General features: G+C 39.1%; 27 protein-coding genes and 1 pseudogene. 9 read left to right on the top strand and 19 right to left on the bottom strand.

Translation table 11 applies throughout. From position 1 onward, the window contains the following. Positions 1-213 precede the first annotated feature (213 nt). Complete coding sequence (locus AC1M9J_RS12105; RefSeq protein ID WP_481952392.1) at positions 214-816, bottom strand: TetR/AcrR family transcriptional regulator; 603 nt, start codon at positions 814-816, stop codon at positions 214-216. 84 nt (positions 817-900) lie between these two features. Here AC1M9J_RS12105 and AC1M9J_RS12100 point away from each other — a divergent pair, with 84 nt between their 5' ends. Further along, on the top strand, positions 901-2,109 hold the full coding sequence (locus tag AC1M9J_RS12100) for an oxygenase MpaB family protein (protein ID WP_481587696.1): 1,209 nt from the start codon (positions 901-903) through the stop codon (positions 2,107-2,109). Between the two features lie 42 nt (positions 2,110-2,151). Here the strand turns inward: AC1M9J_RS12100 and AC1M9J_RS12095 are convergent, their stop codons facing one another. The 4 genes and pseudogenes from AC1M9J_RS12095 to def form a co-directional block, all read right to left on the bottom strand. Then, a complete protein-coding gene (locus AC1M9J_RS12095; RefSeq protein ID WP_092768017.1) occupies positions 2,152-3,081 on the bottom strand; it encodes a metal-dependent hydrolase in 930 nt (309 codons plus the stop codon). Between the two features lie 168 nt (positions 3,082-3,249). Further along, positions 3,250-5,295 (bottom strand): TonB-dependent copper receptor, encoded by a 2,046-nt coding sequence (locus tag AC1M9J_RS12090; protein ID WP_481952389.1) that lies wholly within the window; start codon positions 5,293-5,295, stop codon positions 3,250-3,252. A gap of 70 nt (positions 5,296-5,365) precedes the next feature. Further along, positions 5,366-5,572 (bottom strand): annotated as a pseudogene (locus tag AC1M9J_RS12085) (DUF2946 domain-containing protein); the annotation flags it as partial. Positions 5,573-5,907: 335 nt separating this feature from the next. Next, entirely contained in the window at positions 5,908-6,438 is a 531-nt protein-coding gene (gene def, locus AC1M9J_RS12080; RefSeq protein WP_035268228.1) for a peptide deformylase, read from the bottom strand. Positions 6,439-6,560: 122 nt separating this feature from the next. Here def and AC1M9J_RS12075 point away from each other — a divergent pair, with 122 nt between their 5' ends. The 3 genes from AC1M9J_RS12075 to tsaC are packed head-to-tail and all read left to right on the top strand — an operon-like array spanning position 6,561 to position 9,541. Next, positions 6,561-7,712, top strand: a complete 1,152-nt coding sequence (locus tag AC1M9J_RS12075) for a LysM peptidoglycan-binding domain-containing protein (protein WP_481592439.1) — start codon at positions 6,561-6,563, stop codon at positions 7,710-7,712. Positions 7,713-7,726: 14 nt separating this feature from the next. Next, complete coding sequence (gene dprA / locus AC1M9J_RS12070) at positions 7,727-8,923, top strand: DNA-processing protein DprA (RefSeq protein WP_481952388.1); 1,197 nt, start codon at positions 7,727-7,729, stop codon at positions 8,921-8,923. Positions 8,924-8,971: 48 nt separating this feature from the next. Continuing rightward, entirely contained in the window at positions 8,972-9,541 is a 570-nt protein-coding gene (gene tsaC / locus AC1M9J_RS12065) for an L-threonylcarbamoyladenylate synthase type 1 TsaC (RefSeq protein ID WP_481952387.1), read from the top strand. Positions 9,542-9,943: 402 nt separating this feature from the next. On the opposite strand, the gene AC1M9J_RS12060 is transcribed toward tsaC, so the two are convergent. Then, positions 9,944-10,834: a DMT family transporter gene (locus tag AC1M9J_RS12060; protein WP_481597763.1), complete on the bottom strand. Its 891-nt coding sequence runs from the start codon at positions 10,832-10,834 to the stop codon at positions 9,944-9,946. 341 nt (positions 10,835-11,175) lie between these two features. On the opposite strand from AC1M9J_RS12060, the gene AC1M9J_RS12055 reads away from it, so the two are divergent. The 4 genes from AC1M9J_RS12055 (at position 11,176) to AC1M9J_RS12040 (ending at position 14,238) form a co-directional block, all read left to right on the top strand. After that, entirely contained in the window at positions 11,176-11,697 is a 522-nt protein-coding gene (locus AC1M9J_RS12055) for a hypothetical protein (protein ID WP_092767874.1), read from the top strand. Positions 11,698-11,813: 116 nt separating this feature from the next. Further along, positions 11,814-12,356 (top strand): glutathione peroxidase, encoded by a 543-nt coding sequence (locus AC1M9J_RS12050; RefSeq protein WP_481590704.1) that lies wholly within the window; start codon positions 11,814-11,816, stop codon positions 12,354-12,356. Positions 12,357-12,550: 194 nt separating this feature from the next. Further along, positions 12,551-13,135: a hypothetical protein gene (locus tag AC1M9J_RS12045; RefSeq protein ID WP_481952386.1), complete on the top strand. Its 585-nt coding sequence runs from the start codon at positions 12,551-12,553 to the stop codon at positions 13,133-13,135. A gap of 89 nt (positions 13,136-13,224) precedes the next feature. Then, positions 13,225-14,238 (top strand): pirin family protein, encoded by a 1,014-nt coding sequence (locus tag AC1M9J_RS12040; RefSeq protein WP_481952385.1) that lies wholly within the window; start codon positions 13,225-13,227, stop codon positions 14,236-14,238. A gap of 6 nt (positions 14,239-14,244) precedes the next feature. Here the strand turns inward: AC1M9J_RS12040 and AC1M9J_RS12035 are convergent, their stop codons facing one another. Beyond that, complete coding sequence (locus AC1M9J_RS12035; protein ID WP_481587704.1) at positions 14,245-14,694, bottom strand: hypothetical protein; 450 nt, start codon at positions 14,692-14,694, stop codon at positions 14,245-14,247. A 93-nt stretch (positions 14,695-14,787) separates the two neighbouring features. Between AC1M9J_RS12035 and AC1M9J_RS12030 the strand changes: the two genes are divergently transcribed. After that, entirely contained in the window at positions 14,788-15,234 is a 447-nt protein-coding gene (locus tag AC1M9J_RS12030) for an AAA family ATPase (protein WP_481952384.1), read from the top strand. Positions 15,235-15,269: 35 nt separating this feature from the next. Here AC1M9J_RS12030 and AC1M9J_RS12025 read toward each other — a convergent pair whose 3' ends face one another. The 12 genes from AC1M9J_RS12025 to AC1M9J_RS11970 all read right to left on the bottom strand — a co-directional run bounded on the left by AC1M9J_RS12025 (position 15,270) and on the right by AC1M9J_RS11970 (position 25,657). Further along, positions 15,270-16,637 carry an NAD-dependent succinate-semialdehyde dehydrogenase gene (locus AC1M9J_RS12025; protein ID WP_481952383.1) on the bottom strand — a complete coding sequence of 456 codons (1,368 nt, stop codon included), beginning with the start codon at positions 16,635-16,637 and terminating at the stop codon, positions 15,270-15,272. A gap of 539 nt (positions 16,638-17,176) precedes the next feature. Continuing rightward, positions 17,177-17,560 (bottom strand): hypothetical protein, encoded by a 384-nt coding sequence (locus tag AC1M9J_RS12020; RefSeq protein ID WP_481587707.1) that lies wholly within the window; start codon positions 17,558-17,560, stop codon positions 17,177-17,179. Between the two features lie 55 nt (positions 17,561-17,615). Beyond that, positions 17,616-18,119, bottom strand: coding sequence for a hypothetical protein (locus AC1M9J_RS12015; RefSeq protein WP_481952382.1), 504 nt, complete (start codon positions 18,117-18,119; stop codon positions 17,616-17,618). A gap of 348 nt (positions 18,120-18,467) precedes the next feature. Next, positions 18,468-18,887, bottom strand: a complete 420-nt coding sequence (locus AC1M9J_RS12010; RefSeq protein WP_035268205.1) for a F0F1 ATP synthase subunit epsilon — start codon at positions 18,885-18,887, stop codon at positions 18,468-18,470. Between the two features lie 26 nt (positions 18,888-18,913). Beyond that, complete coding sequence (gene atpD / locus AC1M9J_RS12005; protein WP_035268203.1) at positions 18,914-20,308, bottom strand: F0F1 ATP synthase subunit beta; 1,395 nt, start codon at positions 20,306-20,308, stop codon at positions 18,914-18,916. A 26-nt stretch (positions 20,309-20,334) separates the two neighbouring features. After that, positions 20,335-21,204, bottom strand: a complete 870-nt coding sequence (gene atpG, locus AC1M9J_RS12000) for a F0F1 ATP synthase subunit gamma (RefSeq protein WP_035268202.1) — start codon at positions 21,202-21,204, stop codon at positions 20,335-20,337. An 89-nt stretch (positions 21,205-21,293) separates the two neighbouring features. Then, positions 21,294-22,838 (bottom strand): F0F1 ATP synthase subunit alpha, encoded by a 1,545-nt coding sequence (gene atpA, locus AC1M9J_RS11995; RefSeq protein ID WP_035268197.1) that lies wholly within the window; start codon positions 22,836-22,838, stop codon positions 21,294-21,296. A 47-nt stretch (positions 22,839-22,885) separates the two neighbouring features. After that, on the bottom strand, positions 22,886-23,422 hold the full coding sequence (locus AC1M9J_RS11990; RefSeq protein WP_481596425.1) for a F0F1 ATP synthase subunit delta: 537 nt from the start codon (positions 23,420-23,422) through the stop codon (positions 22,886-22,888). A gap of 11 nt (positions 23,423-23,433) precedes the next feature. After that, positions 23,434-23,904 (bottom strand): F0F1 ATP synthase subunit B, encoded by a 471-nt coding sequence (locus AC1M9J_RS11985; RefSeq protein ID WP_035268191.1) that lies wholly within the window; start codon positions 23,902-23,904, stop codon positions 23,434-23,436. A gap of 38 nt (positions 23,905-23,942) precedes the next feature. Further along, positions 23,943-24,197: a F0F1 ATP synthase subunit C gene (gene atpE / locus AC1M9J_RS11980; RefSeq protein WP_035268188.1), complete on the bottom strand. Its 255-nt coding sequence runs from the start codon at positions 24,195-24,197 to the stop codon at positions 23,943-23,945. Between the two features lie 80 nt (positions 24,198-24,277). Further along, the gene (atpB, locus tag AC1M9J_RS11975; RefSeq protein WP_035268181.1) at positions 24,278-25,153 is read right to left on the bottom strand and encodes a F0F1 ATP synthase subunit A; all 876 of its coding nucleotides are present in this window, start codon (positions 25,151-25,153) and stop codon (positions 24,278-24,280) included. Positions 25,154-25,264: 111 nt separating this feature from the next. Then, entirely contained in the window at positions 25,265-25,657 is a 393-nt protein-coding gene (locus tag AC1M9J_RS11970; protein ID WP_035268179.1) for an ATP synthase subunit I, read from the bottom strand. Between the last annotated feature and the right edge of the window lie 13 nt (positions 25,658-25,670).

Below are 25,670 nucleotides of genomic sequence, written 5' to 3'. Positions count from 1 at the left end.
ACTCATTCTCAAAACTTAGATCCAACCTATTCAGCTAAACCCTTGTTTTTCAACAAGTTTTAATCAACATCACCGCCGATGGATGTGCATTATAGGCTATTTATTTTCTTACGCAACTACTTTTTCAATCTTTTCTATTTGTTTGTATAGTTAATAAACCAAATAAACATTAACTATATGTTTTTTATATATAATTTTTATTTGTATGAGCTTTTAACTCTTATCACTGTCTAAATAAGACAAAATCATTGCACTTAGTTCTCTTTTAAGCTGTTGTTCTGAAATAAGAAAATCATTGTTGCTTACAAACCTCATCATTGTGAACAAGGTACTATTAATAATTACAAAAGATTTATGCTTAAGTGTTTCGAAGTCCCAATGACGATAGAAACGATTAAATACATATAAACCAACTTCAAAAAAATGTTTTTCTAAAACCTTTGCTGCTTCGGAATTGTTGTAGCCATGCCAATGTTTCAGGACTTCAAAGAAGAAACCATTATCTTCTCTCATTACATCAAATCCGAATTGAAGACTAACATCGACTAAGGTTTTTAAATCCATTTCTTCTTGATTCATCGCCAGCGCTTTAAGTGACAAACCTAAGTTTTCACTCTTACGGCGTAACAATTCTAAAATTATCTGATCTTTATTTTCGAAATATTGATAGATAGAGCCTACGCTCACCCCTGATTTTTCAGATATTTTTGGCGTAGTGACTTGATCTAGGCCCATTTCAGAAATGCATATCAGAGTCGCTTCCAAAATACTATCGACTACCATCTTTGCTCTTTGTTGTTGGGGTCTTTTTCTCATAGCTGCCATTCTAATAATGCGAATTGAATGCGAATAAATATTCATATTAATCTTTGATCAAACAATAACCAGATTAATTACACCATGTCAAATTTTAGCATTCCAAAACGTATGGCTTCATATGAGCGAATGAAGCGCAGCGATCTATTGTCCAAGCTTCTACATAAAATGACTGATCAAAACTTCATTCCAACTTATGCTGAATATTTAGAGTTAAATGAAAGTTTACATACGGGCGATGTGCCGATGGATCGCTTAATGGATTGGGTGATGACCAATCCACGCGAAAATCGAAAGCTTTTTGAAACAGCCTTATATCAAGGCTTAGATGCTCTTCCCAAACCAGTCCCTGAAATCAAAGCATTCTTTGATCTCGTGGAACAACAGCCTGTTTGGTTCGATCAAGAAAAAATTGATCGTGCAATTCAATTCACACATCGTTTAGGCGCAAATGTCACTTTTATTATGCGTGATCTCGCGCTAATGACTGGATATCAATACCCTGGCTTTAATCAACCTTTAATTTTAACAGGTGCTCTAAGCAAATATGCAGGCAAGCGCTTAGCAGAAACGCATAAATGGTGGCTAGATGTTACTAAGCCGAACGGATTTCAACGCTTTAATGATGGCTTTACTTCAACAATTTTTGTGCGTTTCATCCATTCTTTAGTTCGCTACCATCTAAAAAAATCTAAAGATTGGGACTGGGATATTTGGGGAATGCCGATTAACCAATATGATCAGGCAATGACAAATATTGCTTTCAGCGGTGTAATGCTTTTAGGTATTCGAGCAATCGGTATTTTTCCAACTAAAAGTGAAGTCGATGCGATTATGCATTTTTGGAAATATACGGGCTGGTTAATGGGTGTTGACGAACACTGGCTGATTGATAAAGAGTCTGAAGGCTGGAAATTATTGCAATGGATGAATTATGCTCATCCTCAAGTGGATGAAAGTAGTCGTCAGCTTGCAGTAAGCCTATCCAAAGAACCATTTGAACGCGAATATAAACATTTTAAACGTTTCATGCAGAAGAAAGCCTACCAGAATCACTTAGATGTTACCCAAATCTTTATGGGCCGTAAAAAAATGAAAAATTTAGGGCTTAAGCCTCGAATACTGCCGTGGTATCCACTGTATCTACTGACTAAAAATACTGTGATTTATGCTGGCGCAAAAAAAATACCAAAGCTTGATCTTTATTTACAGCGTAAAGGGCGATCACAACAAGAACAAGCTCTCGATTTATATCAAAATGCAGGAAAACAGCTGGCAAGTATGCATCAATAAATAAAAAACCGAGCTAAGACTCGGTTTTTTGAATGTATATTTTTAAGCCATTTTTAATGTTGCCTCTTGCTCAGCTCGAAGTGCTGATGGAGAGCGTGCTAGATAATCCAAAGCTTGTTGAGTATTACCTTCTTGCACAGGATGAAACTTTGGACTAAACCAACGGATAGTAGCTAAAGTTAAATGACTGAAGGTAGGAATATGATCGGTCTTACGACTAATTTTTTCCATTTGCATAATGAGTCTTAAAGTACCCATATGTCTAAACTTACCTGCATCTTTATCTTGTTTCAAAATTGTTTTTCCGCCTTCAACCCAAACCGCTGCCATAATAGGGAAGATAAAGGTCATCAAAGCATTTTTTGAAATTTGGAAATTAAACTCTGATTCAAACATATGTTTAAACAAATCATACGCAACCGTACGATGTTCAACTTCTTCAGCAAGATGCCAACGGAATAGATCAGCCATGATTGGATCGGCTTTATCCAATGAAGTATTGTCCAAGCTCCACTGCCCTGCCACACCAGTATAGTGCTCAATGGCTGCAATCACACCCAGTCGGAAGATTAACCAACGTTTTTCACCAACCACTTTTTTCATCATTTTGATACCTACTGGATTTTCTCCCAAAAGTATTTCAAAAAGATAATGCATGCGTTGAATGAACGGCTTTACATCTAATCCATGTTGATCAAAATAAACTTGTGCATGTTGATGAGTACGACCATGAATCGCTTCTTGCTGAATAAAACCTTTCACGTCAGCTTTTAATTGTTCGTCTTTGACGAACGGTAAAGCTTTATTAAATACACGGCAAAACCAAAACTCACCCGCAGGTAAAATCATATGTGCTGTATTCAACATATGGGTGGAAACAGGGTCATTTTCAATCCAATGCTTTGGAATATGATTGAAATCAAATTTTACTTTACGACCATGTAGTTGATGAACTTGACTCATTGTTGTCATTTTATTATCCATTACATCTTTTTTATTATTTTTAAAATAATGATAACCTCATCACAATATCATTTAAGGACATTCATATTTTATGTCTGACAATTTTAAAGAAAACACCCATTCAGACGGCGATCTAAATGGGTGTTAGGCTTAATACGTCAAATAAACTGAATATGACTAGAACTTCATACTCACACGCGCCCAATAATTACGTCCTATATTATTAAATTGCTCATTCTGTGCAAAACCAAATCCAGCACTACCTGCTTTATTTAAGTGTTCCGTATAAACTTTATCCAGAACATTATCAATTCCAATACTCAAATCGACACCTTGATGAATTTGATAAGTGCCATTTAAAGACAGCGTCGAGAAACCTGAACTCGTTTTAAAGTCCTTACCTACAATATTACCTTGATTAATACTGACACGATCCTGCCCATCTACCACACGCCACAATAAACCTAAGTTAAAACGCTCTTGCACATATCTTAAATTTACACGTGCTTCCAACGGAGATATTTGAGGTAAAGGTTGATGATCAGTTGTGTTTTTTCCCCAAGCATACATCGCACTAAGATCCGCCTGAACAGCATCGGTAAATTGATAACCTACACCAGCTTCTGCCCCTGCGATTGTCGCATCGACATTTCTAGAATCAGCAGCATTTTTACCATGACCAGTCATTTTTGCTGGGTCATAATTCAATAATATGAAATCATCGATCAAACCAGCATAAGCTGATGCCCATGAACTGAATGCCCCGTGATTATGTTGGTATCCAACATCCAATTGTAAGGTTTTTTCTGTTTCTAAATCCTTGAAGGTAGCAACAGCATTGCCTTGATAATCTGTCTTAAACAACTCCCAATAATCTGGTACGCGCTCTACATAGCCTAGACCAACATAGATTTTAGCATCATGCTCTGGATGCTGATTTTCAAACCGTATAAAACCACTTGGTAATGTTTCCTGACGTTCTTGAACCATTTTTAAGTTTTTAATCTTAACTTGATCAACCCGAACACCTGTGACCAACTTATTATGATCATTCAATGGATATGATAATTCAGTGAACCCACCATAAGATTGAAACTTCATATCCTCTGTCAGTGGAGTATTCATCATTGGCATGCTTGAATGATACATTCCACCAGCATGTTGATTATTCTGAGTATCAACACCCGTAATGAATATTGCTTTATCCCACTCCATCGTTGTGGCTAAACGTGCATTCAAAGTACGACGTGTCACATTCATAGCGCGATCCGCGCCATCAACATCACGCAAACTAAAATTATCCATCACATGATCATTAAAGTTGTAATTGACTTGCGCCTCAACTTTTTTAACTACCTCTGAGAGATTCTTTTTCTCAAATCTTAATCCCAAGCTCTCGCGGGCAAATTTAGAACCATCCATATCTCGCCCAGCATATACAGCCTCACCATCAGCCTTACCGCCAGTTAACTCGATCCATGTATCTGCATTAGGTGTCCAGCCCAATGCTAAATCTGCATTCCATCGTTTCCAATCTGATGGTACGGTCGCCCCATTACCATCTTGATAACTATTTGAGACTGATCGGTTGCTATTGATTCGAATATATTTTTGTTCATCTCCTACCGCTGCCTCAATATTTTGGTCTAAACGCCCAAAAGAGCCCATTAATACACTTGCCTGACCTCGATAATTTTTTTCATCATTCAATTGTTCTGGGCGTCGCTCGAAAATCACTGTTGCTGCTGAACCTGTGTTGGCGTACTGGACAGTTTGGGGACCTTTAATCACCGAGATTCGATCATAGCTCTCAGGTGAGATATACGAAGTCGGTGAATCCATACGACTCGGGCATGCGCCTAAATTTTCAGTTCCATCTGTTAGAATTTTGATTCGTGATCCAAACATTCCACGAAAGGTCACATCACCGTTCGTACCTGCACCACTATTTACGCTGCTAAACCCTACAATACTTTGTAAGTAATCTGCGCCATCCGACGCAGGAATAGGCTGAATGGGTTGCTTCGGGTTTGCACGTACAATCAAGCCATTAGCATCATTACCTTGTAGAGCTGTAGCAACAATTGGCGCTAAGTTCGTCGTGCGTGTATCAGGTGTTGGATTTAAAGTTGTAGATTGGACTTCAGCAAATGAAGTTTGCGAAATAAAGGCAATAGAAATCGCAGCCGCTAGTGGCTGTAAATAGAATTTTGGCTGAGCCATGATATATTCACTCAAAATTTAAATATGACAATGCTAGAGTCATTCAAGACCCTAAAAATAAAGACAATATTTAAGAAAAGAGTGGTGGTGCCCGACCTTGAGGTAAAAGGAATAAACGCTGTAAGTCGAAATAAATATGTTTGAACGCTTTTTGGAATGCGATCAAACGTATATTCAAACGTACAAAAACTTCTTTCACGTTCAGCTCAGGTGGCAAAATCAAATTACCAAATACAGTACAGTATTGGCATTGATGGTTTGGGTCATGATGATCGTGCCCACTATGCGAGGATTCAACATAGCGCTTAGACTCATGATGTTCATGTAACGCATGTGAAGTGGAAACATGATGAGCATGATGAACGAGCGTTGTAATACTAGAATGATTAGGCTGTTCGAATAAGGCACGGGTGATCGTTTCGCAGACCGGCGCAATTTGATATTGCGCTGGAAGCAAAGGCTGAAGAAAAACAGCGATCTGTAATAATACTGCTGCGAAACTCAGCAGCAACCCATTGCGGAACAAATTGTCATTCCAAATAAAATTTGAGCAATTATAACAAAGCCCAATCGAAATTGGGCTTTATCAATATATTTAAAGTTCTTAGAAAATTAACGCTTTACAGCAACTTTTTCTTTTTGACGCTGACGAACGACTTTTTCTACCTTTTCACGCGCTCTTTGGCGTTTTAAAGGAGATAAATAATCAACAAATAATTTTCCGTTCAGATGATCCATTTCGTGCTGGATACATACTGCCAAAAGACCATCAGCTTCTAATTCAAAAGCTTGCCCTTCTAAGTTAATTGCGTCAATTTTGACGCGTGACGGACGCTCAACTTTATCGTATATTTGTGGAACTGATAGACAACCCTCTTCATAAGGTTGGGTATCTTCAGTTAATGGGGTGACTTTAGGATTAATAAAAACCATCGGCTGATTTTTATCTTCAGACAAGTCCATGACGATAAGCTGAATATGATGATCAACTTGGGTTGCAGCTAGACCAATACCTGGTGCTTCATACATGGTTTCAAACATGTCTGCAGCAAGTTGACGAATTTCATCCGTCACTTCCTCTACAGGTTTGGCAATAGTACGCAAACGGGGATCAGGAAAACTTAAAATTGGTAATAAGGCCATGCTGCTCCTCACCGGCTATGCCATTGATCTTAAAAATTAAATGAAGTTAATGCTTCATCAAATAATACGTGTAATATGCGTATTATAGCGCAAATAGATACATAATTTTAGGAATTATGATAATGAAAAAGGTTTTCAATGGCATGGCTTTTTCACATGCTCTGGGGTTAAAGAAACACTGCCTTTCACTTGCAATTTGCATTAGTGCGGGCTTGTTTACCGCGCAAATGACACAAGCCAGTCCAAATGTAAGCCCACCATCGATTAAGGCCGGTGCTCCTCACGTTTATGTGGTCAAAAAAGGCGACACTTTGTGGGATATTTCAGGTAAATTTTTGCGCTCACCTTGGCGTTGGAAAGAAATTTGGGCATCCAATAAACATGTCAAAAATCCACACTGGATCTACCCGGGTGATCGCTTACTACTCTGTACATTAGATGGGCGTCCACTGATTGGTAAAGATGAAGGTGACGGTTGTGAAGGCGTTATTCGTCGTCATCTTGGTGCTATCAATCTAAAACCTCAAGTACGTGTAGAAAGCTTAGGGAATACCATTCCAATTATTCCCTTGGATGATATTCAACCTTGGCTAGAAAGAAGTATTATCGTTGCGCCTGATGCTTTGCAAAGCACACCTTATATTCTCGGTTCGGCAGATCGTCGTATCGTTGCTGGGGAAGGTCAAACAGTTTATGCACGTGGTCAAGGGATTAACCCTGGACAAAGCTACGGTGTTTATCGTGAAGCTGAACCGTATGTTTTCTTAGATGAAAAAGGGAAAAAATACACAGGTGCACTTGAACTGATTGAGGTAGCTACTGCAGTCGCTGTTGCCAACGAAAATGAAATTTCAACCTTAGAACTTAAACAAAGTTTTAATGCCGAAGTTCGTCGCGGTGATTACGTTTTACCTAAATTTCAAAATGAATTACCAAGCCTCTTCTATCCAACGGCAACAACGGATATTCAGCCAGGCGGTCAAGTGATTCGTGTTATGGGTTCTATTGGTACAGCAGCTCAACATAGTGTTGTCACCATTAACCGCGGAAGCGTTCACGGCGCAAAAAATGGTCACGTGTTAAGTATTTTCCAACAAGGCGAAGTGGTTAAAGACCCGAAGACCAAAGAAAATATTCAACTGCCTAATCAGCGTGTGGGCAATTTAATGATTTTTAAAACTTTCGATCAATTAAGTTACGCTTACGTGCTAGACAGCGCACTTCCAATTAAAGTAGGTGCTGTATTAGAACCATCACCAATGGTTGAAAATTAAAATTAGGTGCGGATATGTTGAACGAGATTAACGACCATCAGTTGGCTTATATTAAACTCTGGTACCTCGTTCAACATTCACTCAGTGCTTATCAAAAACTTGTTCAGCATTTTGGTTCAGCTCAAGATGCTGTACAGAAAAATCATCTAAATCAATGGCATCAGCTCAACTTACATAAAAACCATATCGAGCGTGCATCTCAATTTTTCTCTGATCAACAGCAACAAGAATTTGAGCGAATTCTGCATCAAATTCATCAACATTCTGATTTTATGCTCACTGAGCAAGATCCAGACTATCCTCAGCAATTGTTGCCCTATCATGACCGCCCCCCAATTTTATTTGGGAAAGGTAAAGCACAACATTTATCTGAAGCACAAATTGCCATTGTTGGAAGCCGTAAACCAAGTCCACATGGCAAACAAGTCGCATATGATTTTGCGTATTATCTGAGTGATCAAGGTTTTTATATCACGAGTGGCCTAGCACAAGGCATTGATGAAGCAGCCCATCAGGGTGCTTTGCAACATGGCAGAACAATCGCCGTTATCGGCACAGGGTTAGATTTAATTTACCCATCACAAAATCGCCCATTACATGATCAAATCTTGAAGCAGAACGGGACCATCATTTCTGAGTTTTTACCCGGGACAAAACCGCTTCAGCATAATTTTCCACGCAGAAATAGAATTGTAAGTGGCTTAAGTTTAGGGATATTGGTAGCGGAAGCTCAATTGGGCAGTGGTTCATTAATTACGGCCCAAGCTGCTGCAAATCAAGGTAAAACGACCTTTGCGATTCCAGGTCATATTTATAGTGAATTTCATCAAGGTTGCCATCAGTTGATTCGTGAAGGTGCCATCTTAGTTGATCATCCTGATCAGATCATTGAAGATTTAGCCCTGCCGACTCAATGGCAGCATCAACAAGCATCTCTGTTACGAAAAAACAATCCTAATGAGTTCCCAAAAGACGAAATAGTTCATTCAGTAGACCATCCAAAGCTAGAGAAGCATGAGGATGATGAGCATTCGATTCCTATACATTTGTTAGCTGTATTTCAACAATTAGATTGGGTTGGACGCGATCTCGATCAAATTGCAGCTACCCTTGATTTAGACACAGCGACACTCACCAGTCACTTGATGGAGTTAGAACTTTTAGGACGCTGTATTCAACAATCTGGGTTATACCTACGTTGCCGTAATTAAAATTAAGGTTCACAATAGTCTTTTCAATCAAGAGAATGGTGAACGATTATGTTAACAACCTCAGTTGCTGAGGCTGCTCTATGTCTAAAACAAGGTCAAGTTTTGGCTTATCCTACAGAAGCAGTATGGGGCTTAGGTTGCGACCCTTATAATGAAAATGCTTTTAAACAAATTTTAAAATTAAAACAACGCCCTATCGAAAAAGGAGTGATCTTACTGGCTGGTCAAGTCAGTCAGGTTGAACATTTATTATCAAAGCTTCCTCAAGACCGCCGTGATGCGGTGATTGAAAGTTGGTCACAAACATCTTATCAAGATCGCGCCACCACATGGCTTCTCCCAGCTGATGAGCAAATACCACTTTGGATTCGAGGCAAACATCCTAAGGTTGCTATCCGAGTCACCAACCATCCTCTTTGCATCGCACTGTGTAACGCATTTGATGGGTTCATTGTTTCAACCAGTGCAAATCCTGCTGGTTTAGACCCCGCTCGCTCATTGCAAGAAGTCAATCAGTACTTTGGTGCTGAATTAAATTATTTAAATGGAGATTTAGGCCTGAGCCAAGAACCTAGCCGAATATTAGATGCAGAAACTGGTGATGTCATTCGTGCTTAAAAAGCATGATATGCTGAGACTTAAAACTTATTATTTAAGACAAAAAAAAGCTCAGTCATAAAGGTATTGACTGAGCATATAAAAGGATGTGCTAATCACATCCAGAGGGTTCAGAAATTCATCTGTACAGAAAAAGAGTGTATTATCGCTTTCTCTGCAGTACGCATATTATGCTACAAAAAAAAATATTACACAATTACTAAGACTTAGAGTTTCAAATCATCATTTTTCTTATAAAGATTAATTATTAGTTCAATTGATATAATTAAGTACCTATTTTTAATTATTAATTTTACTTTTTAAAAAGCCTAATGATAGTTAATTTAGATCAATAAGCTTTTATAGATTTTAAGTATAATAAAAAAATAAATCGATTGTCTGTTTTTTAAACACTCTTAGCCTTTATGAATGAAGTTTTTTCTGTGCTAAAGCAATACCTATCAAAATCACGATTCCGCCTAAACTGTGATAAATCGTCCATGCTTCTTTTAACCAGACATAAGCAATAATAGCGGTAAAGATTGGCATTAAGTTCATAAAGATGCTGGTACGATTTGGGCCTAAATGTTGAACAGCCAACATCCATACTAACGGCGCAATAATCGAAGGGAAAATTCCCGCATATAACACACTCAAGCCGTTATCCAGATCAATTGCATCGAGCCCCAATACGGCAACGAATGGTAAGTGGTACAACACTGCAAAACCAATCTGAATATAAAGACTAATCATTAAAGGGAGCTCGAGTTGCCACTTTTTGAGAAATACACCATAAAAAGCATAGAAGAATACCGCGACGATCATAATCATGTCGCCCCAATGCCCACCCAGATGCATCAGTGTATCTAGACGCCCCTGACCGATGACATAAATCAGCCCGATAAATGATAAAATACTACCCACCACTGCAAATCGAGTTGGAAACTCTTTTAAAATCATCAGTGAAACAAAAATGGTGAAAATTGGAATAAAGGCATTAATTATGCCCATATTGGTTGCAGTCGTGTAATGTGCTGCGGTGTAAGCTAACCCCTGATAAAGCACCATACCAAATGCACTCAGCACTGCTAATTTCACTATATTTTGTCGTACCAAAGTACGCTGTTTGATGACTTTAGGCAGGATAAAGGGTGTTAAAATCAAAAAGGCAATAATCCAACGATAAAAACTAATACTGACAGGTGAAATATACTCTGCAACATATCGTGTAATGGCTATATTCAACGACCAAATCAATACAGCAATGACTGGCAATGATAAAGCCCAGAGCAAATGCTTTTTTTCAAATGTCATATTTTCATCCTAATTTTTATTTAATCGTTAAGATCAAGTTTTCATCAATTTTTAGACTTTTTCATTCCATGAAACACACTCCCCCTTCATTGTTAATGACTGCAGAACAGCCATCTAAGTCTGAGATTTTTACTTAAAAAATTAAGTAGAGTGCTGTTCTATTTTAAAACACTTTTCACTTTTTTACAGGGATTCCTCTACAAAACAACACTAGAAGCTGTGTGTGAGCTATGAGATCGTAAATGCTTGAATTTTCCCATCAACGGGTTAACTGAATATTTTTTAATGTGCTTCATCGTGAATGTGAGTGCATTGAACCGAGCATATAAAAAGGATAAATTATGAAAAAACTTCTCATTGCATCACTATGCACTACAGCTGTTTTTCTAACCGCTTGTGATAAAAAGTCTAACGATCAATCCTCACCTACTGCCGCTGAAACAGTTCAAAGCAATACATTAAGTACCAATGTAAATGCAGATATTCAACATGACTTAGATTTACTGGATCAAATTTCAAATACAAAAGCTCAAGAGGCTTTGGCATTTCAAAACGAAGTGACACAAGCTGCGCAAAACAATAATAAAGCTGAATTAGACGCAGTGGTTGAGAAGATGGATAACTATGTGGATCAATTTAATGATGATCTCGACAAACTTGCGCTCAAAAGTACTGAAGGTGCATCTCTTCGAGATAAAATGAAAGAATCGAATGAGCTTGGATTGGACCTCGCAGAAGCAGGTGTTAAAGAAAAGCCTGATATGAATGAAATCACTGAACTACAAAAGAAAGCTGTTGAGTTACAACAAAGCTTGTTACAGGACATGCAGAATCTTAAAAACCAAGTCGGGACAAAATCTTAACTCATAAAGCAGGCCGTCAGGCCTGTTTTTTTTCACTGTAGACACCTTGGTGAGATCTATATGCCATGGTATTTTCAATCTACATATTTTAAGTACTTTATGATTAGGACATTGAAATGGCTTCAGTTTATAACATTCCAGTAAATACAATTCAGGGGCAGCCTGTTGATTTATCACAATACGAAGGCAAAGTATTATTGATCGTGAATGTAGCATCTAAATGCGGCCTTACGCCACAGTACGAAGGTCTGCAAAAACTCTATAGTGAAAAAAAACAACAAGGATTCGAAATTCTTGGTTTTCCTTCCAATGACTTTCTTGAACAAGAACCAGGAAGCAATGAAGAGATTGAACAATTTTGTTCAGTGAATTATCAAGTGGACTTCCCTCTTTTTGCGAAAATTCCAGTGGTTGGGGAGAATAAACATCCGCTATATGAAACTTTAACAAATGCCATTCCAGAGCGTATTGGTGAGGGGCCTTGGTGGAAAGATCTGGTTGATTATGGTTTAACGCCTAATAATCCCCCTGAAGTATTATGGAATTTTGAGAAATTCTTAGTTTCAAAAACAGGGGAAGTCGTTGCTCGTTTTGCACCAGACATCACTGCAGATGATGCGCGTATTGTTGATGCAATTAATGCTGAACTGGCGAAATAATCTCATCAAGATCAAGTGACGATCTTGTCACTTGATTATTTCTTATTCAATTCAATAAATATCTTCATTAATCTGTCAAAATCATAAGTTACTCTTTCACATTAAAATTTTTGTTATTGCTTTGCAAATATTCAGATTTAACTCATATTTGTATCGTATCTTGAAATGAAGTGATTAACGATTTGGTTTTATTAATGAAAGTATTTCAAAGCATTATTACCCCTTTTGCATTATTTGGTTTCGGTCTCGTAATGCTAGGCTGTCAACCGCAACCACAACCCGATCAAGAAAAGGAATCAACAGCAGCTAATGTTGAAGAATCTTCTCCTGTCCAAGTCACTGATCCAGCTGACTTAAAGTCAGGTAATATGTTTTATATTGTACGTGATGTGGCAGATGTACAGCTGAAAGCAGGTGGATATATTGAGCAAATTCAACAGCTACAATCTGATTTAGAACAAGCTGTAAATAATAAAGATCCACAAAAGTTTGATCAGTCAGTGCAAAGTTTGAAATCTCAATTACTAGGATTTAATGAGGCATTGACAGGACTTGACCTAAAAAGCCAAGAAATTGCCCAGATTCGTTCTAATATTTTAACGGCAAATCAAAATGTATTAGCTTCACCATTACTAAACGGCCAAGTGAATTTAAACAACATCGATTTTGCAGCTTTAGAAAAGCAAATGGGTAATATCCAAGGTGAAATGGTGACATTAGCCAGTATGCTTTTGACTCAGTCCGGATCACCTACAGAAAATAATCAAGCCGAGGATTGATATACATTATTCTCACAAAATAGAGATGGTGGAGTGAGTGATTTGTCTTTAATTTGGATCTTAAATAATTCAAATATCATGGAGTCGGCATGTCTACCTCACCCATCTATCATATAACTCCTATTACTTTTCGTTTAGATTTAAAAGATCCTTTCATCTTTACTGCTCATCATATTGATCACTACCCTGCCGGGAATGCTGAAATGGGACCAGTTCATCCTGCAATCAATCAAGAATTCAATATGTATTATGGTAGTGTTGTTCCCGGCTTTCCCGAACATCCACACACGGGTTTTGAAACCATTACTTTAGTGGAACAAGGTTATGTCGATCATTTTGATTCCTTGGGTAATGGTGGACGATATGCTGCAGGCGATGTGCAATGGCTAAGTACGGGAAATGGTGTTGAACACTGTGAAATGTTCCCGTTAATTCATCAGGATCGAGAGAATCCTTTTGAATTATTTCAAATTTGGTTTAACTCATCTCCAGAACAAAAAAAACAACCTGCTGATTATAAAATGTTTTGGCGTGAACAAATTCCACATGTGAAAGCGACTGATCACCAGTCTCGCAGCATTGATGTACGAGTTATTTCTGGACAATATCAAAATCAAAATGCATTAAGTCGCCCACCACACTCTTGGGCAGCTGCAGTAGAAAATAAAGTGAATATATACTTAATTACTTTAGAAGCTGGCGCACACCTTGAAATTCCAGCCACGACCGCGACCTCTACTCGATTTGCTTACTTTTATCAGGGTTCAACTTTAAATATTGCTGATTCACCCATTCAATTTAAACATCTTGTAGAGCTTAAAGCTGATACCGAAATTCAACTTGAAGCAGGTGATCAAGAAGCGAGAATCTTATGGTTAGAAGGTGAACCTATTGGTGCACCAGTTGCAATGCGAGGGCCTTTTGTATTGAACAGCAAAGAAGAACTTGATGTTGCATTCAAACGATATCGTGAGACCCATTTTGGTGAATGGCCTTGGCCAAGTGATGCTCCAACGTTTTCACGTGAAACACCCCGTTTTGCAAGCTATGAAGGTGGTAAACGCAAGGAATATCCTGAACAAATGAGTTCAGATGGGGCTTAACAAGGTTTAAATATTACAGTATTCATCTTTGCCCAATGCTCGTTTAATATCCTGTTCAAAACGTGCATTGGGAAAAGGATAACGTTGAGGCAAATACAAGGTAAATCTTGTCAACGTAGGTGATAGCTTTTCTACAGTTGCCTTATGAACGTATTCACCACGTTCTGTTCGAGCAAATAGGGTTGCCATTTCAATATGCTCTTCAAGCTTATTTTCAGTAAAGACTAGGTCATCATCACGTGTGAAACCGATACATCGACGATATGCTTGTCTCAGATTTTGAAATACGCTGAGATAATCCAACTCAATTTCAGCACTTAAACCATTTTTATATGAGTTAGCTACCAAGGCCGCTTCAGTAGGTTCATTGGGCTGACTTAAATAATAATTTTGACATGCGGTGAGCTGACTGAAGGTGAATATGCTTAGCGCGATAATTAGACTTTGACGATACATTATTTTATTTGGATTTATTAGACTTATACCTGAATTGTAGCAAAGTCTAAGCCGTGATTTAATTCAGCTTTATACTTTTAATGTAATTGAACCATGCAACTGATCATCTTCACTGGAGTTCAAGCTTCAGGCAAATCAAGCTACTATCTTTTACATTTGGCGCATTCACATTTAAGAATTAACTTAGACATGCTAAAAACTCGCCATCGGGAAAACATGATCTTTGAAGCATGTCTAGCCTCTAAAACCAAAACGGTGATCGACAATACCAACCCAACCAAAGCAGATCGCGCTCGTTATATTCAACGTGCCAAAACAGCAGGCTTTGAAGTGATTTCATATTACTTTGAAACAGATTTGAAAAGTACGCTAGAACGCAATGGTCAACGAAGCGGTAAAGCCAATATTCCTGAAGTCGGTGTTCGAGCAACATATAAGAAGTTAGAAGTACCTGATTTTCAAGAGGGGTTTGATGAAATACATCATATTAAGATAAAAGGCGCAGGTGAATACCACCATTTAATATTAGACTCCAAATAATAAAGCGACCCGAAGATCACTTTATTTCAAAGACTTTATTGTTTCACCACCACTAATTTTTTTTGTACAAATTCCTGAAAACCTAAATCTGCGAGTTCATGACCATAACCAGAATTCTTTACGCCACCAAATGGTAATTCTGGAGCAGTATCCGTTAACCAATTGATCCACACCATTCCTGTTTCAATTCTCGAAGCTAATTTTTTTGCACGCTCTATGTCTTGAGAGTGAATGACACCTCCAAGACCATAATTAGAGTCATTGGCGATTTCAACGATTTCATCCTCATTTTCCGCAACATAAATCTGAGCAACTGGCCCAAAGAATTCTTCGTACCAAGCCTCATTATCTCGACTAATATTTTCTAAAATTGTCGGCTCATAGAAATAACCATCATGATCAATTGCTTTACCACCAATAACCAATGATGCACCCTGCTGAACTGCTTTATCCACTTGTTTAATCAAGTTTTTAAGCGCACTTTCCGATGAGAGTGGTCCCAGTGTTGTACTACGGTCTAATGGGTCGCCAATTTTCAGCGCTTTAAATGCTTCAACCAAACCCGTTCTAAACTGATCAGCGATGTCTTTATGCAAAATAAATCGTTTTGCTGCAGTACACACCTGCCCTGTATTATTTACACGCGCTTTACAACCAATCTCAATCGCTTTATTTAAGTCCGCATCATCCAACACAATAAAGACATCATTCCCACCCAATTCAAGCGTAGACTTTTTAATGTGTTTGCCTGCTTGCGCAGCGACCGCGCTACCTGCTCCTTCTGAACCAGTTAATGCAACACCGCGCACACGTTTGTCTGCAATAATATCTGCGACTTGATCGGTATTGATAAATAGGTTGGTCCAAACACCTTTAGGTGCTCCTGCTTCTAATACGAGTTTTTCAAATGCTTCAGCACATTGTGGAACGATACCTGCATGTTTGGCCAATACAGGATTTCCAATACCACAGTTTGGTGCGAATACACGGACCAATTGATAAAATGGGAAATTCCATGGTTCGACAGCCATGATAATACCTAATGGATGATGCTCCACCCAAGCTTCGCCTAACTCAGTTTTATAGGGGACTGATTTCAGAAATTGTTCAGTATTTTTTGCATAGTACTCAGCAATTTGAGCACAGGATTCGATTTCACCTTCAGTTTGTTCAATGAGCTTACCCATATCTAAAGTAATGAGCTTGGCTAATTCACTCTTTTTTTCTCTAAATAATGCTGCCAAACATTGTAAAACTTTTACGCGCTCATCTACATTTTTTACCCAATCTGATTTAAGAATAGATTCGGCTGAATCCAAAGCACGATCAATATCTTGTTGTTGGTGTGATGGATATTCTTTGTATACAGTATTGGTAAATGGGTTAATGGATTGATAACTCATAATTCATCCCTTCATGCCAATAAAAATTTACAGTTCAATGCTATGTATTGATTTAAACGTATTCATTGAAGTGCGCGTTAGCTGTGCAAACTTTAGATAAGCTCAAAGTGCTCAAAAATTTTGTTTACATCAATCAACTTAGCATTATTTTTATGCAACTCGGGCATCGTTTACAGTTTGGTGCAAATCGTTACGTAGTGCTTGGTAAAGTTATAAGTAGATGTACATCACTCCTACTCTCACCTCGACTAGTAAGATTGTAATCAAAAATATCGATCAAAGTAGAACGTGCTGTTTTAAACTCAGCTTCTTAATAAGCAGTTTTGAAGTTGTTACTTATTATTTTGAAACAGATTTAAATTGTACTTAACAGCGTAATAGCTACCTTGAAGGTAAAGCGAATATTCCTGACATGGAAGTTCGAACGATTTATAAAAAGCTTGAAGTGCCAAGTTTAGATGAAGGGCTTGATCAGATTTTTAAGGTAAAGATTGTGGGGAATGGGGAGTTTACATACATCCCCATCTCACAAAGGAAATCTAATTTTTATTACATTTATTATCCTGACCCAAAGCTCTAATACGATCTTGCTCAATGCGCTTATGAAACAATTTTTGATTCAAAGCTGACATTTTTGTCGCATAATAAGTCATTTTTGTTGAATTCTCCCCCGTAGCTTCTAAAGTCGTTTTAAAGAAAAGCGCCCCATAAGGCAAATTACCCGTAAAAGTACCCATCTTTTTATCGCGATCTAAATATGAATTCACAGTTAATGAACCATTTACATCTTTGATTTCAACACATTGTTTATACGCCAGCTTTAAATTCGCATAGGCTTGAACATAATCTATCTCCAAATCGGTAATTACTCCTCCATTGATCGATTTGCTCATTAATTCCGTCTCAGATGTCGGATACATCATTCTGACACATCCCTGTAAACCAAGTATTGAAATCATAATGACTGTGAATGGAGTTTTAATAAACTTTGACACTTTTTAAATTCCCTATTGGTATATTTTCGATAATTTTCTTTTTAATAATGAAGTGTTCGGGTTCTACGACTTTAAAGCGATTATCTATTTCGTATTCTGCTATAAAAATTTGAGCATTTTGCCCTTTTTTCACATCTGCACCAATAACGTACTTCTTATCTTTTTCAAAATTTACTTCATCTATCTTTGTAAACCAACGTGAATTCCCAAGCCCATTTACAATAATTAAATCGTGCTTTCCAATTGGAATTCTTAGATCATGTTGAGCATATTCTGTTATCCGAACATTGTTTGGATTAAACATTGTATTTTCGAATATTTTCACTGGATTGGAGTCAATTTCATAAACCATGAATGGGATAGGGGTAAACCGATCATTTGTTTGATATGAAGGACGTGGTAGAACTCTAATATATGCACTATTTTGCTTACCATAAAATTCAGATAGCTGATTTGAATAATTTTCAAGCTTCTCTGCTTTACTCAAATTTTATCATCTACATTTAAATATCTATTTTTATCTGAAATAAGCGGTAACATGTCTACCTGCTTTCCATTTGGGGTCGTAGTGACAGAACAACCAAATAGCACAATAGGGATTGATATAGTAAATACAAACTTTTTAATCATGTCTTAAACCTAACTGCTATATAGAAAATTTATTTTTAACTATTAATAATTAAACATTTGTCATTTTTGAGAAGCTATTTAAACTAACCTGTACAATAAACATTTATAACAGATTTTCAATAAAGTGTTAAATGAATCATATTCTAAATAGATATATATATAAAAAACCACCCTTTCGGGTGGTTTTTCAATCTCAAACCGTCTCTTATTGAGCGCGGTTTTTGATTTTGCGGATGGTTTCCAACTGTGCAGCTGTTTCTGCAAGCGCAGCCAAAGCAGCAGCAGCGTCCAAATCGCTCTTTTGATTTGCTAACAAAGTTTCAGCATTTTTACGTGCTTCAACGATTGCAGCTTCATCTAAGTTTTCTGCACGGACTGCAGTATCTGCAAGAACCGTAACAACATGCGGTTGAACTTCAAGAACACCACCAGATACATAGATTAATTCTTCTGTACCATTCTCCAACTGAACGCGAATCGCGCCCGGTTGAAGTAAAGTTACTAGTGGAGCATGGCCAGGCATAATACCTAACTCACCACCAGCACCTTTAGCAATTAACATAGTTACAGTGCCTGAGTACAAAGACTCTTTAACACTTACAACGTCACATTGCATAGTCGCCATGAGAACCTCCTAAATTAGGTAGCTAATTAAAGTTTCTCGGCTTTAGCAATAACTTCGTCAATACCACCAACCATATAGAACGCTTGTTCTGGGATGTGATCGTATTCACCAGCTAGAAGACCTTTAAAGCCACGAATAGTTTCTTTAAGCGGTACAAGTTTACCAGGAGCACCAGTAAACACTTCTGCTACGTGGAACGGTTGAGAGAAGAAACGTTGAATCTTACGTGCACGGTATACAGTAAGTTTGTCTTCTTCTGACAATTCGTCCATACCAAGAATTGCGATAATGTCTTTCAATTCTTTATAACGTTGAAGAACGTTTTGAACTGAACGAGCGATTTCGTAATGCTCAGTACCAACAACTAATGGATCTAATTGACGTGAAGTAGAGTCAAGTGGATCGATCGCAGGGTAAATACCTTGTGAAGCGATGTCACGGCTCAATACAACTGTCGCATCCAAGTGAGCGAACGTAGTCGCTGGAGATGGATCCGTTAAGTCATCGGCAGGTACGTATACAGCTTGGATAGATGTAATCGAACCAGACTTAGTAGAAGTAATACGTTCTTGAAGAACACCCATCTCTTCTGCAAGTGTCGGTTGGTAACCTACTGCAGATGGCATACGACCTAGAAGTGCTGATACTTCAGTACCTGCTAGTGTATAACGGTAGATGTTGTCTACGAACAATAATACGTCACGGCCTTTACCGTTTTCGTCTTTTTGATCACGGAAGTACTCAGCCATAGTAAGACCAGTTAACGCTACGCGTAAACGGTTACCTGGTGGCTCGTTCATCTGACCGTAAACCATTGCTACTTTGTCAAGAACGTTAGAGTCTTTCATCTCGTGATAGAAGTCGTTACCTTCACGAGTACGCTCACCAACACCAGCGAATACAGATAAACCTGAGTGCGCTTTAGCGATGTTGTTGATCAACTCCATCATGTTTACAGTTTTACCAACACCGGCACCACCGAACAGACCAACTTTACCACCTTTCGCGAACGGGCAAAGTAAGTCAATGACTTTAATACCAGTTTCTAAAAGGTCTGTAGAAGCTGCTTGTTCTGCATAAGAAGGCGCTTGACGGTGAATCGGTAAACGCTCTTCAGTTGCAACAGGACCAGCTTCATCGATCGGGCGACCAAGAACGTCCATGATACGACCAAGCGTCGCTGGACCAACTGGTACAGAGATCGGAGCGTTAGTGTTAGTTACGTTCAAACCACGCTTAAGACCTTCTGTAGATCCCATCGCAATTGTACGTACAACGCCGTCACCAAGTTGTTGCTGAACTTCTAATGTAGTTTCAGTGCCATCAACCTGAAGAGCGTCATAGATCTTAGGAACACTGTTGCGTTCAAACTCGACGTCGATAACCGCGCCGATGATCTGAATGATACGACCGCTACTCATTGCTGTCTCCTCAATTCAAAATAATGTTAAACGGCAGCGGCACCACCAACGATCTCAGAAATTTCCTGAGTAATCGCGGCTTGACGCAGCTTGTTATAAATAAGTTGTAGGTTCTTGATCAATTCACCCGCGTTATCCGTTGCAGCTTTCATTGCAACCATACGAGCAGATTGCTCACACGCGATGTTTTCAATCACACCTTGGTATACCACAGACTCGATATAACGAACCAATAAACCATTTAAAAGCTCTTCAGCTTCTGGTTCATAGATATAATCCCAACCGTATTGGCGGTTAAGAGTCTTGTCATCTTCAGCAGCTGCTAAAGGAACAAGTTGTTCGATTTTTTGATTTTGAGTCATGGCATTCACAAAGCCGTTAGACACCAAATAAATGCGATCTAATTCGCCTTTATCGTATGCATCCAACATGACTTGTACAGAACCAGACAACTGTTCAAGACTTGGAGTGTCACCCACTTGAGTGGTTGCACCAAGTACTTTACCGCCGTAGTTTTTAAAAAACGAAACCGCTTTTTGACCAATCAAAGCAAATTGAACTTCAATTGACTGCTCTTGTTGCTGTTGAACGTGTTTTACCACTTTCTTGAACAAGTTAATGTTCAAACCACCAGCAAGACCGCGATCTGATGACACGATGATATAGCCAACGCGCTTAACTGGGCGTTCAACCATATAACGATGTTTATATTCAGGGTTCGCTTGTACTAAATGAGCAATTACACGGTGCATATTTTCGGCATACGGACGGCCCTGAGCCATGCGCTCTTGCGCACGACGCATCTTAGAAGCTGCTACCATCTGCATCGCGCGAGTAATTTTCTGCGTGCTTTTGATACTAGCTACTTTGGCGCGAATTTCTTTTAAATTTGCCATACGCTTAACCTAGTATTCGAAGGCCCTTTCGAGCCCTCGAAGGTTGATTCCGTGAACCAAACCGACACTAAATTTCAACAGTTTGAAAATTAGTAAGTTTGAGTCGCTTTAAAGCTTTCAATACCAGCTTTGAATGCTGCTTCGATGTCTTTGTTCCAATCACCAGTTTCATCGATCTGTTGCATTAACGCAGCATGTTCAGAACGGAAGTAAGAAATTAATGCAGCATCAAAGTCTACAATTTTCTTCACTTCTACGTCAGCCATGTAGCCTTCGTTAGATGCATATACAGAAACAGCTTGGTCAGCAATTGAATATGGAGCATATTGTTTTTGCTTCATTAATTCAGTTACACGTTGACCATGCTCAAGTTGCTTACGAGTTGCTTCATCAAGGTCAGAAGCGAACTGAGCAAACGCAGCCAATTCACGATATTGTGCTAAAGCAGTACGGATACCACCAGACAATTTTTTGATGATCTTAGTTTGAGCAGAACCACCAACACGAGATACAGAGATACCCGCGTTCACAGCAGGACGAATACCTGCGTTGAATAATGATGTTTCTAAGAAGATCTGACCATCAGTAATCGAAATTACGTTCGTTGGTACGAATGCAGATACGTCACCCGCTTGAGTTTCAATAATCGGTAATGCAGTTAATGAACCAGTTTGGCCTTTAACTTCACCGTTAGTGAATTTTTCAACATAGTCAGCAGATACACGAGAAGCACGTTCAAGTAGACGACTATGAAGATAGAATACGTCACCTGGGTAAGCTTCACGACCTGGTGGACGGCGTAAAAGCAATGAAATTTGACGATACGCAACTGCTTGTTTAGACAAGTCATCATAAATGATTAACGCATCTTCACCGCGGTCACGGAAGTATTCGCCCATTGTACAGCCAGAGTACGGAGCAAGGAAAAGCATTGCTGCTGGATCCGCTGCCGCTGCTGCTACAACAGTCGTATACGCCATAGCGCCAGTTTCTTCTAACTTACGTACAACGTTTGCGATAGTTGATTGTTTTTGACCAACTGCAACGTAGATACATTTAATGCCAGAATTCTTCTGTGCGATGATCGCATCGATCGCCATTGCTGTTTTACCAGTTTGACGGTCACCGATGATTAATTCACGTTGGCCACGACCAACTGGAATCATTGTATCAACTGATTTATAACCAGTTTGTACAGGCTCATCTACCGATTGACGCCAAATTACGCCTGGTGCAACTTTTTCAACTGCATCAGATAATTTTGCATCAATTGGGCCTTTACCATCAATTGGGTTACCCAAAGCATCTACTACACGGCCTAAAAGTTCTGGACCAACCGGAACTTCTAATACACGACCTGTACAACGAGCTTTTTGACCTTCTTGAAGGCTTAAGTAGTTACCTAAAACAACGACGCCCACTGAATCCTGTTCTAGGTTCAGTGCCATACCGTATAAGCCGCCGTCGAATTCGATCATTTCACCGTACATTGCATCAGCAAGGCCGTGAATACGCACAATACCGTCGGAAACCATAACAATGGTTCCTTCGTTCTTAGCGGTCGCGCTGGTGTCCAGATCGCCGATACGCTGTTTAATGAGCGCACTGATCTCGGATGGATTCAGTTGTTGCATTGCGCTATACCTCAATCTTTATTAAGTTCAGTCTTCTTTTTACGCAATTATGCAAGAAGACGAGTCCGCATTTTTTCAAGCTTATTAAGCGCAGAATCATCTATCACTTGGTCGCCTGCACGAATAACAACACCCGCGATTAACGCTGGGTTAATTTCTACTGAAACATTTACAGCTGCGTTGAAACGTTTCTCTAACGCAGATGCAAGTAATTGCTCTTGTTCAGCAGAAAGTGGTAATGCAGATTCAATCACGACATCTACCACATTGTTATTTTGTGATTTAAGAAGTTCGTACTCTGCTTCAATCTCAGGTAACAAAGTTAAACGATCATTTTCAGCCAAAAGTGTCAAAAAGTTAGACACTTCAGTAGTTTGATCTGCACCTAAAACCTTAGCAAATAAACTTACTTGCTCCACAGGAGTAAGCTCAGGGCGACTCAAGTAAGCGGAAAATGCTTCATCTTGCACCGCAGCACTAAGCACTTGTAACACATTTGACCAATTGTCAGTTGCACCTTGCTCAGAAGCGAAAGCAAATGCTGCTTTAGCGTACGGGCGTGCTAACGTCAAGAGTTCAGCCATAATCGCCTCGCTTAAAGTTTAGCAGCCAGCTGAGTAAGCATGGCATTGTGAGCTGCTTCATCAACTTGTTGGTTCAGAATTTTCTCTGCACCAGCAACAGCAAGAGCTGCAACTTGTTGACGTAATTCTTCACGAGCAGCATTGATCTCTGTATCAACAGCTTCTTTCGCTTGTTGACGAATACGCTCACCTTCAGCAGATGCTTGAGTACGAGCTTCTTCAACCAATTGAGCCGCACGACGGTTCGCTTGTTCGATCAATTGAGCCGCTTGTGCTTTCGCTGCATCTAATTCAGCTTTAACTTGAGCTTGCGCATCTGCAAGATCAGCTTTCGCCTTTTCAGCTGCATTTAAGCCATCAGCAATTTTACGCTGACGCTCACTAATCGCATTGATTAGTGGAGGCCAAACGAATTTCATACAGAATGCGACAAAGATCGCAAACGCAATCGCTTGACCAAACAGAGTATAGTTAATATTCATTGCTATTCCTCAAATAGTTGATTTCGGAATTTAGCTAATTAACCTACTAGGCCGATGAACGGATTTGCAAAGATAATGAACAAACCAATACCAACACCGATCATAGGCACAGCATCAAGAAGACCCGCGATTAAGAACATACGAGTTTGAAGTTGTGGAGCCAATTCTGGTTGACGAGCAACAGCTTCAAGGAAGCGACCACCTAAAAGACCAAAACCGATCGCAGTACCTAAAGCACCGAACGCGATTAAAAGAGCAGCTGCAACAGCAGATAAGCCAACTACTAAATCCATGAAAAAATCCTCAGAGGTTGAGTTTAAATCAAACAAAAAAACTTTAGCCCAACTACATAGTGTAGTCGAGCAAATATTAATTAATGCTTCTCGCTAGCCATACTCATATACACGATCGTTAACATCATGAAGATGAATGCTTGTAACGTGATAACAAGAATATGGAAGATTGCCCAAGGCACAGACAACGCCCATTGAATCCAGAACGGTAATAATGCGATCAAAATGAAGATCAATTCACCCGCATACATGTTACCGAACAAACGGAGAGCCAATGAAATTGGACGCGCGATAAAAGTTACTAATTCAAGAAGAATATTTACTGGAATTAATAATGCTTTTAAAAATGGGTTACTTGGATTGAATGGGTTAAGCGCAAATTCTGCACCGAAACCGACAAGACCTTTTTCACGGATACTATAGAAAATAGTTAACGCAAATACTGATAACGCCATACCAAGGGTTACGTTAGGGTCAGTAGATGGAACGATCTTGAAGTAAACATGATGCGGGTCGATACCGAATAGCCCACCAATTATGTGTTGAGCTGTATAAGGAATCCAGTCAACAGGGATAAGGTCCATCAAGTTCATGAGGAAAATCCACACGAAGATGGTAAGAGCTAGAGGCGCGATTAAACGTGATTTACCATGAAAGGTATCACGAACACTTGAGTCAACAAACTCAACGATCATTTCAATTGCAGCCTGGAACTTGGTCGGAACACCAGAGTTTGCAGCTTTCGCTACTAACCAGAACAACAAACAGAAAATGACGCCAAGGCCGATTGACCAACCCATAGAATCCAAGTGAATAGCAGTGAACCCCATCTCTTTCGCTTCTTCAGCAGTCTCAGCTAACTTCCACGTACCATCTGGTGCTTTACCATAGGTCATGTTCGTTAAGTGATGCTGAATATACTCAGACGAGGTAAGGGTATGTTCTTCAGCAGCCATAAATCACACCTGGTTAATGTCAAATACAAATTAGAGTTAACGAATATCGCGTGCTGCTTGATATCTCGTTAAACATCTAAAAAACTTTTCAATTTTTCGTTGCAATTCAACTCATTTTGATAGACGCGACGCCCAAAAAGGTGCGACCCACGACATGGTCTGAACGAGTATGAAACCACAAAACAATGCGACCGCTGACAACGGTTTCACATTGATTAAAATCAAAATGAAGCCAACAATCACAATTCCAAACTTACCGAGCAACCCCCGATACATATTCGATAGAACCTGTTTCGAAGCTCTTGCACCTGCAGCTCTGAACGACTGCCATGAAAAATAACAACTGGCTAGCCAACATACGAATGCACCTAATGCTGCACTCAAAGCCGCAGTCGAGTCTTTCAAGACCCACGCTATCAAGGCTGAAACAGGTATCATACATGCTTGCAAGATGACTAAAGCTTTCGCTAATCGTCGGTCAATCAAGCGACTAGTTCGGCTCATTTATTATCCACTC

Source organism: Acinetobacter sp. ANC_7588, assembly GCF_056783995.1.
Note: the sequence above shows the minus strand (reverse complement) of the source record. Positions and strands in the feature narration are given on the sequence as shown.

What these genes read in the sequence shown, in the direction of transcription:
- tsaC (WP_481952387.1), top strand. Translation starts at nt 8,972, where the DNA reads ATGTTAACAACCTCAGTTGCTGAGGCTGCTCTATGTCTAAAACAAGGT.
- AC1M9J_RS12020 (WP_481587707.1), bottom strand. Translation starts at nt 17,560, where the DNA reads ATGATGTATCCGACATCTGAGACGGAATTAATGAGCAAATCGATCAAT.
- AC1M9J_RS12090 (WP_481952389.1), bottom strand. Translation starts at nt 5,295, where the DNA reads ATGGCTCAGCCAAAATTCTATTTACAGCCACTAGCGGCTGCGATTTCT.
- AC1M9J_RS12050 (WP_481590704.1), top strand. Translation starts at nt 11,814, where the DNA reads ATGGCTTCAGTTTATAACATTCCAGTAAATACAATTCAGGGGCAGCCT.
- AC1M9J_RS12075 (WP_481592439.1), top strand. Translation starts at nt 6,561, where the DNA reads ATGAAAAAGGTTTTCAATGGCATGGCTTTTTCACATGCTCTGGGGTTA.
- atpB (WP_035268181.1), bottom strand. Translation starts at nt 25,153, where the DNA reads ATGGCTGCTGAAGAACATACCCTTACCTCGTCTGAGTATATTCAGCAT.
- AC1M9J_RS11985 (WP_035268191.1), bottom strand. Translation starts at nt 23,904, where the DNA reads ATGAATATTAACTATACTCTGTTTGGTCAAGCGATTGCGTTTGCGATC.
- atpD (WP_035268203.1), bottom strand. Translation starts at nt 20,308, where the DNA reads ATGAGTAGCGGTCGTATCATTCAGATCATCGGCGCGGTTATCGACGTC.
- AC1M9J_RS12040 (WP_481952385.1), top strand. Translation starts at nt 13,225, where the DNA reads ATGTCTACCTCACCCATCTATCATATAACTCCTATTACTTTTCGTTTA.
- AC1M9J_RS12095 (WP_092768017.1), bottom strand. Translation starts at nt 3,081, where the DNA reads ATGACAACAATGAGTCAAGTTCATCAACTACATGGTCGTAAAGTAAAA.
- atpA (WP_035268197.1), bottom strand. Translation starts at nt 22,838, where the DNA reads ATGCAACAACTGAATCCATCCGAGATCAGTGCGCTCATTAAACAGCGT.
- atpE (WP_035268188.1), bottom strand. Translation starts at nt 24,197, where the DNA reads ATGGATTTAGTAGTTGGCTTATCTGCTGTTGCAGCTGCTCTTTTAATC.
- AC1M9J_RS12035 (WP_481587704.1), bottom strand. Translation starts at nt 14,694, where the DNA reads ATGTATCGTCAAAGTCTAATTATCGCGCTAAGCATATTCACCTTCAGT.
- AC1M9J_RS12045 (WP_481952386.1), top strand. Translation starts at nt 12,551, where the DNA reads ATGAAAGTATTTCAAAGCATTATTACCCCTTTTGCATTATTTGGTTTC.
- AC1M9J_RS12060 (WP_481597763.1), bottom strand. Translation starts at nt 10,834, where the DNA reads ATGACATTTGAAAAAAAGCATTTGCTCTGGGCTTTATCATTGCCAGTC.
- def (WP_035268228.1), bottom strand. Translation starts at nt 6,438, where the DNA reads ATGGCCTTATTACCAATTTTAAGTTTTCCTGATCCCCGTTTGCGTACT.
- AC1M9J_RS12055 (WP_092767874.1), top strand. Translation starts at nt 11,176, where the DNA reads ATGAAAAAACTTCTCATTGCATCACTATGCACTACAGCTGTTTTTCTA.
- AC1M9J_RS12010 (WP_035268205.1), bottom strand. Translation starts at nt 18,887, where the DNA reads ATGGCGACTATGCAATGTGACGTTGTAAGTGTTAAAGAGTCTTTGTAC.
- atpG (WP_035268202.1), bottom strand. Translation starts at nt 21,204, where the DNA reads ATGGCAAATTTAAAAGAAATTCGCGCCAAAGTAGCTAGTATCAAAAGC.
- AC1M9J_RS11970 (WP_035268179.1), bottom strand. Translation starts at nt 25,657, where the DNA reads ATGAGCCGAACTAGTCGCTTGATTGACCGACGATTAGCGAAAGCTTTA.
- AC1M9J_RS12030 (WP_481952384.1), top strand. Translation starts at nt 14,788, where the DNA reads ATGCAACTGATCATCTTCACTGGAGTTCAAGCTTCAGGCAAATCAAGC.
- AC1M9J_RS12025 (WP_481952383.1), bottom strand. Translation starts at nt 16,637, where the DNA reads ATGAGTTATCAATCCATTAACCCATTTACCAATACTGTATACAAAGAA.
- AC1M9J_RS12105 (WP_481952392.1), bottom strand. Translation starts at nt 816, where the DNA reads ATGAGAAAAAGACCCCAACAACAAAGAGCAAAGATGGTAGTCGATAGT.
- AC1M9J_RS11990 (WP_481596425.1), bottom strand. Translation starts at nt 23,422, where the DNA reads ATGGCTGAACTCTTGACGTTAGCACGCCCGTACGCTAAAGCAGCATTT.
- dprA (WP_481952388.1), top strand. Translation starts at nt 7,727, where the DNA reads ATGTTGAACGAGATTAACGACCATCAGTTGGCTTATATTAAACTCTGG.
- AC1M9J_RS12100 (WP_481587696.1), top strand. Translation starts at nt 901, where the DNA reads ATGTCAAATTTTAGCATTCCAAAACGTATGGCTTCATATGAGCGAATG.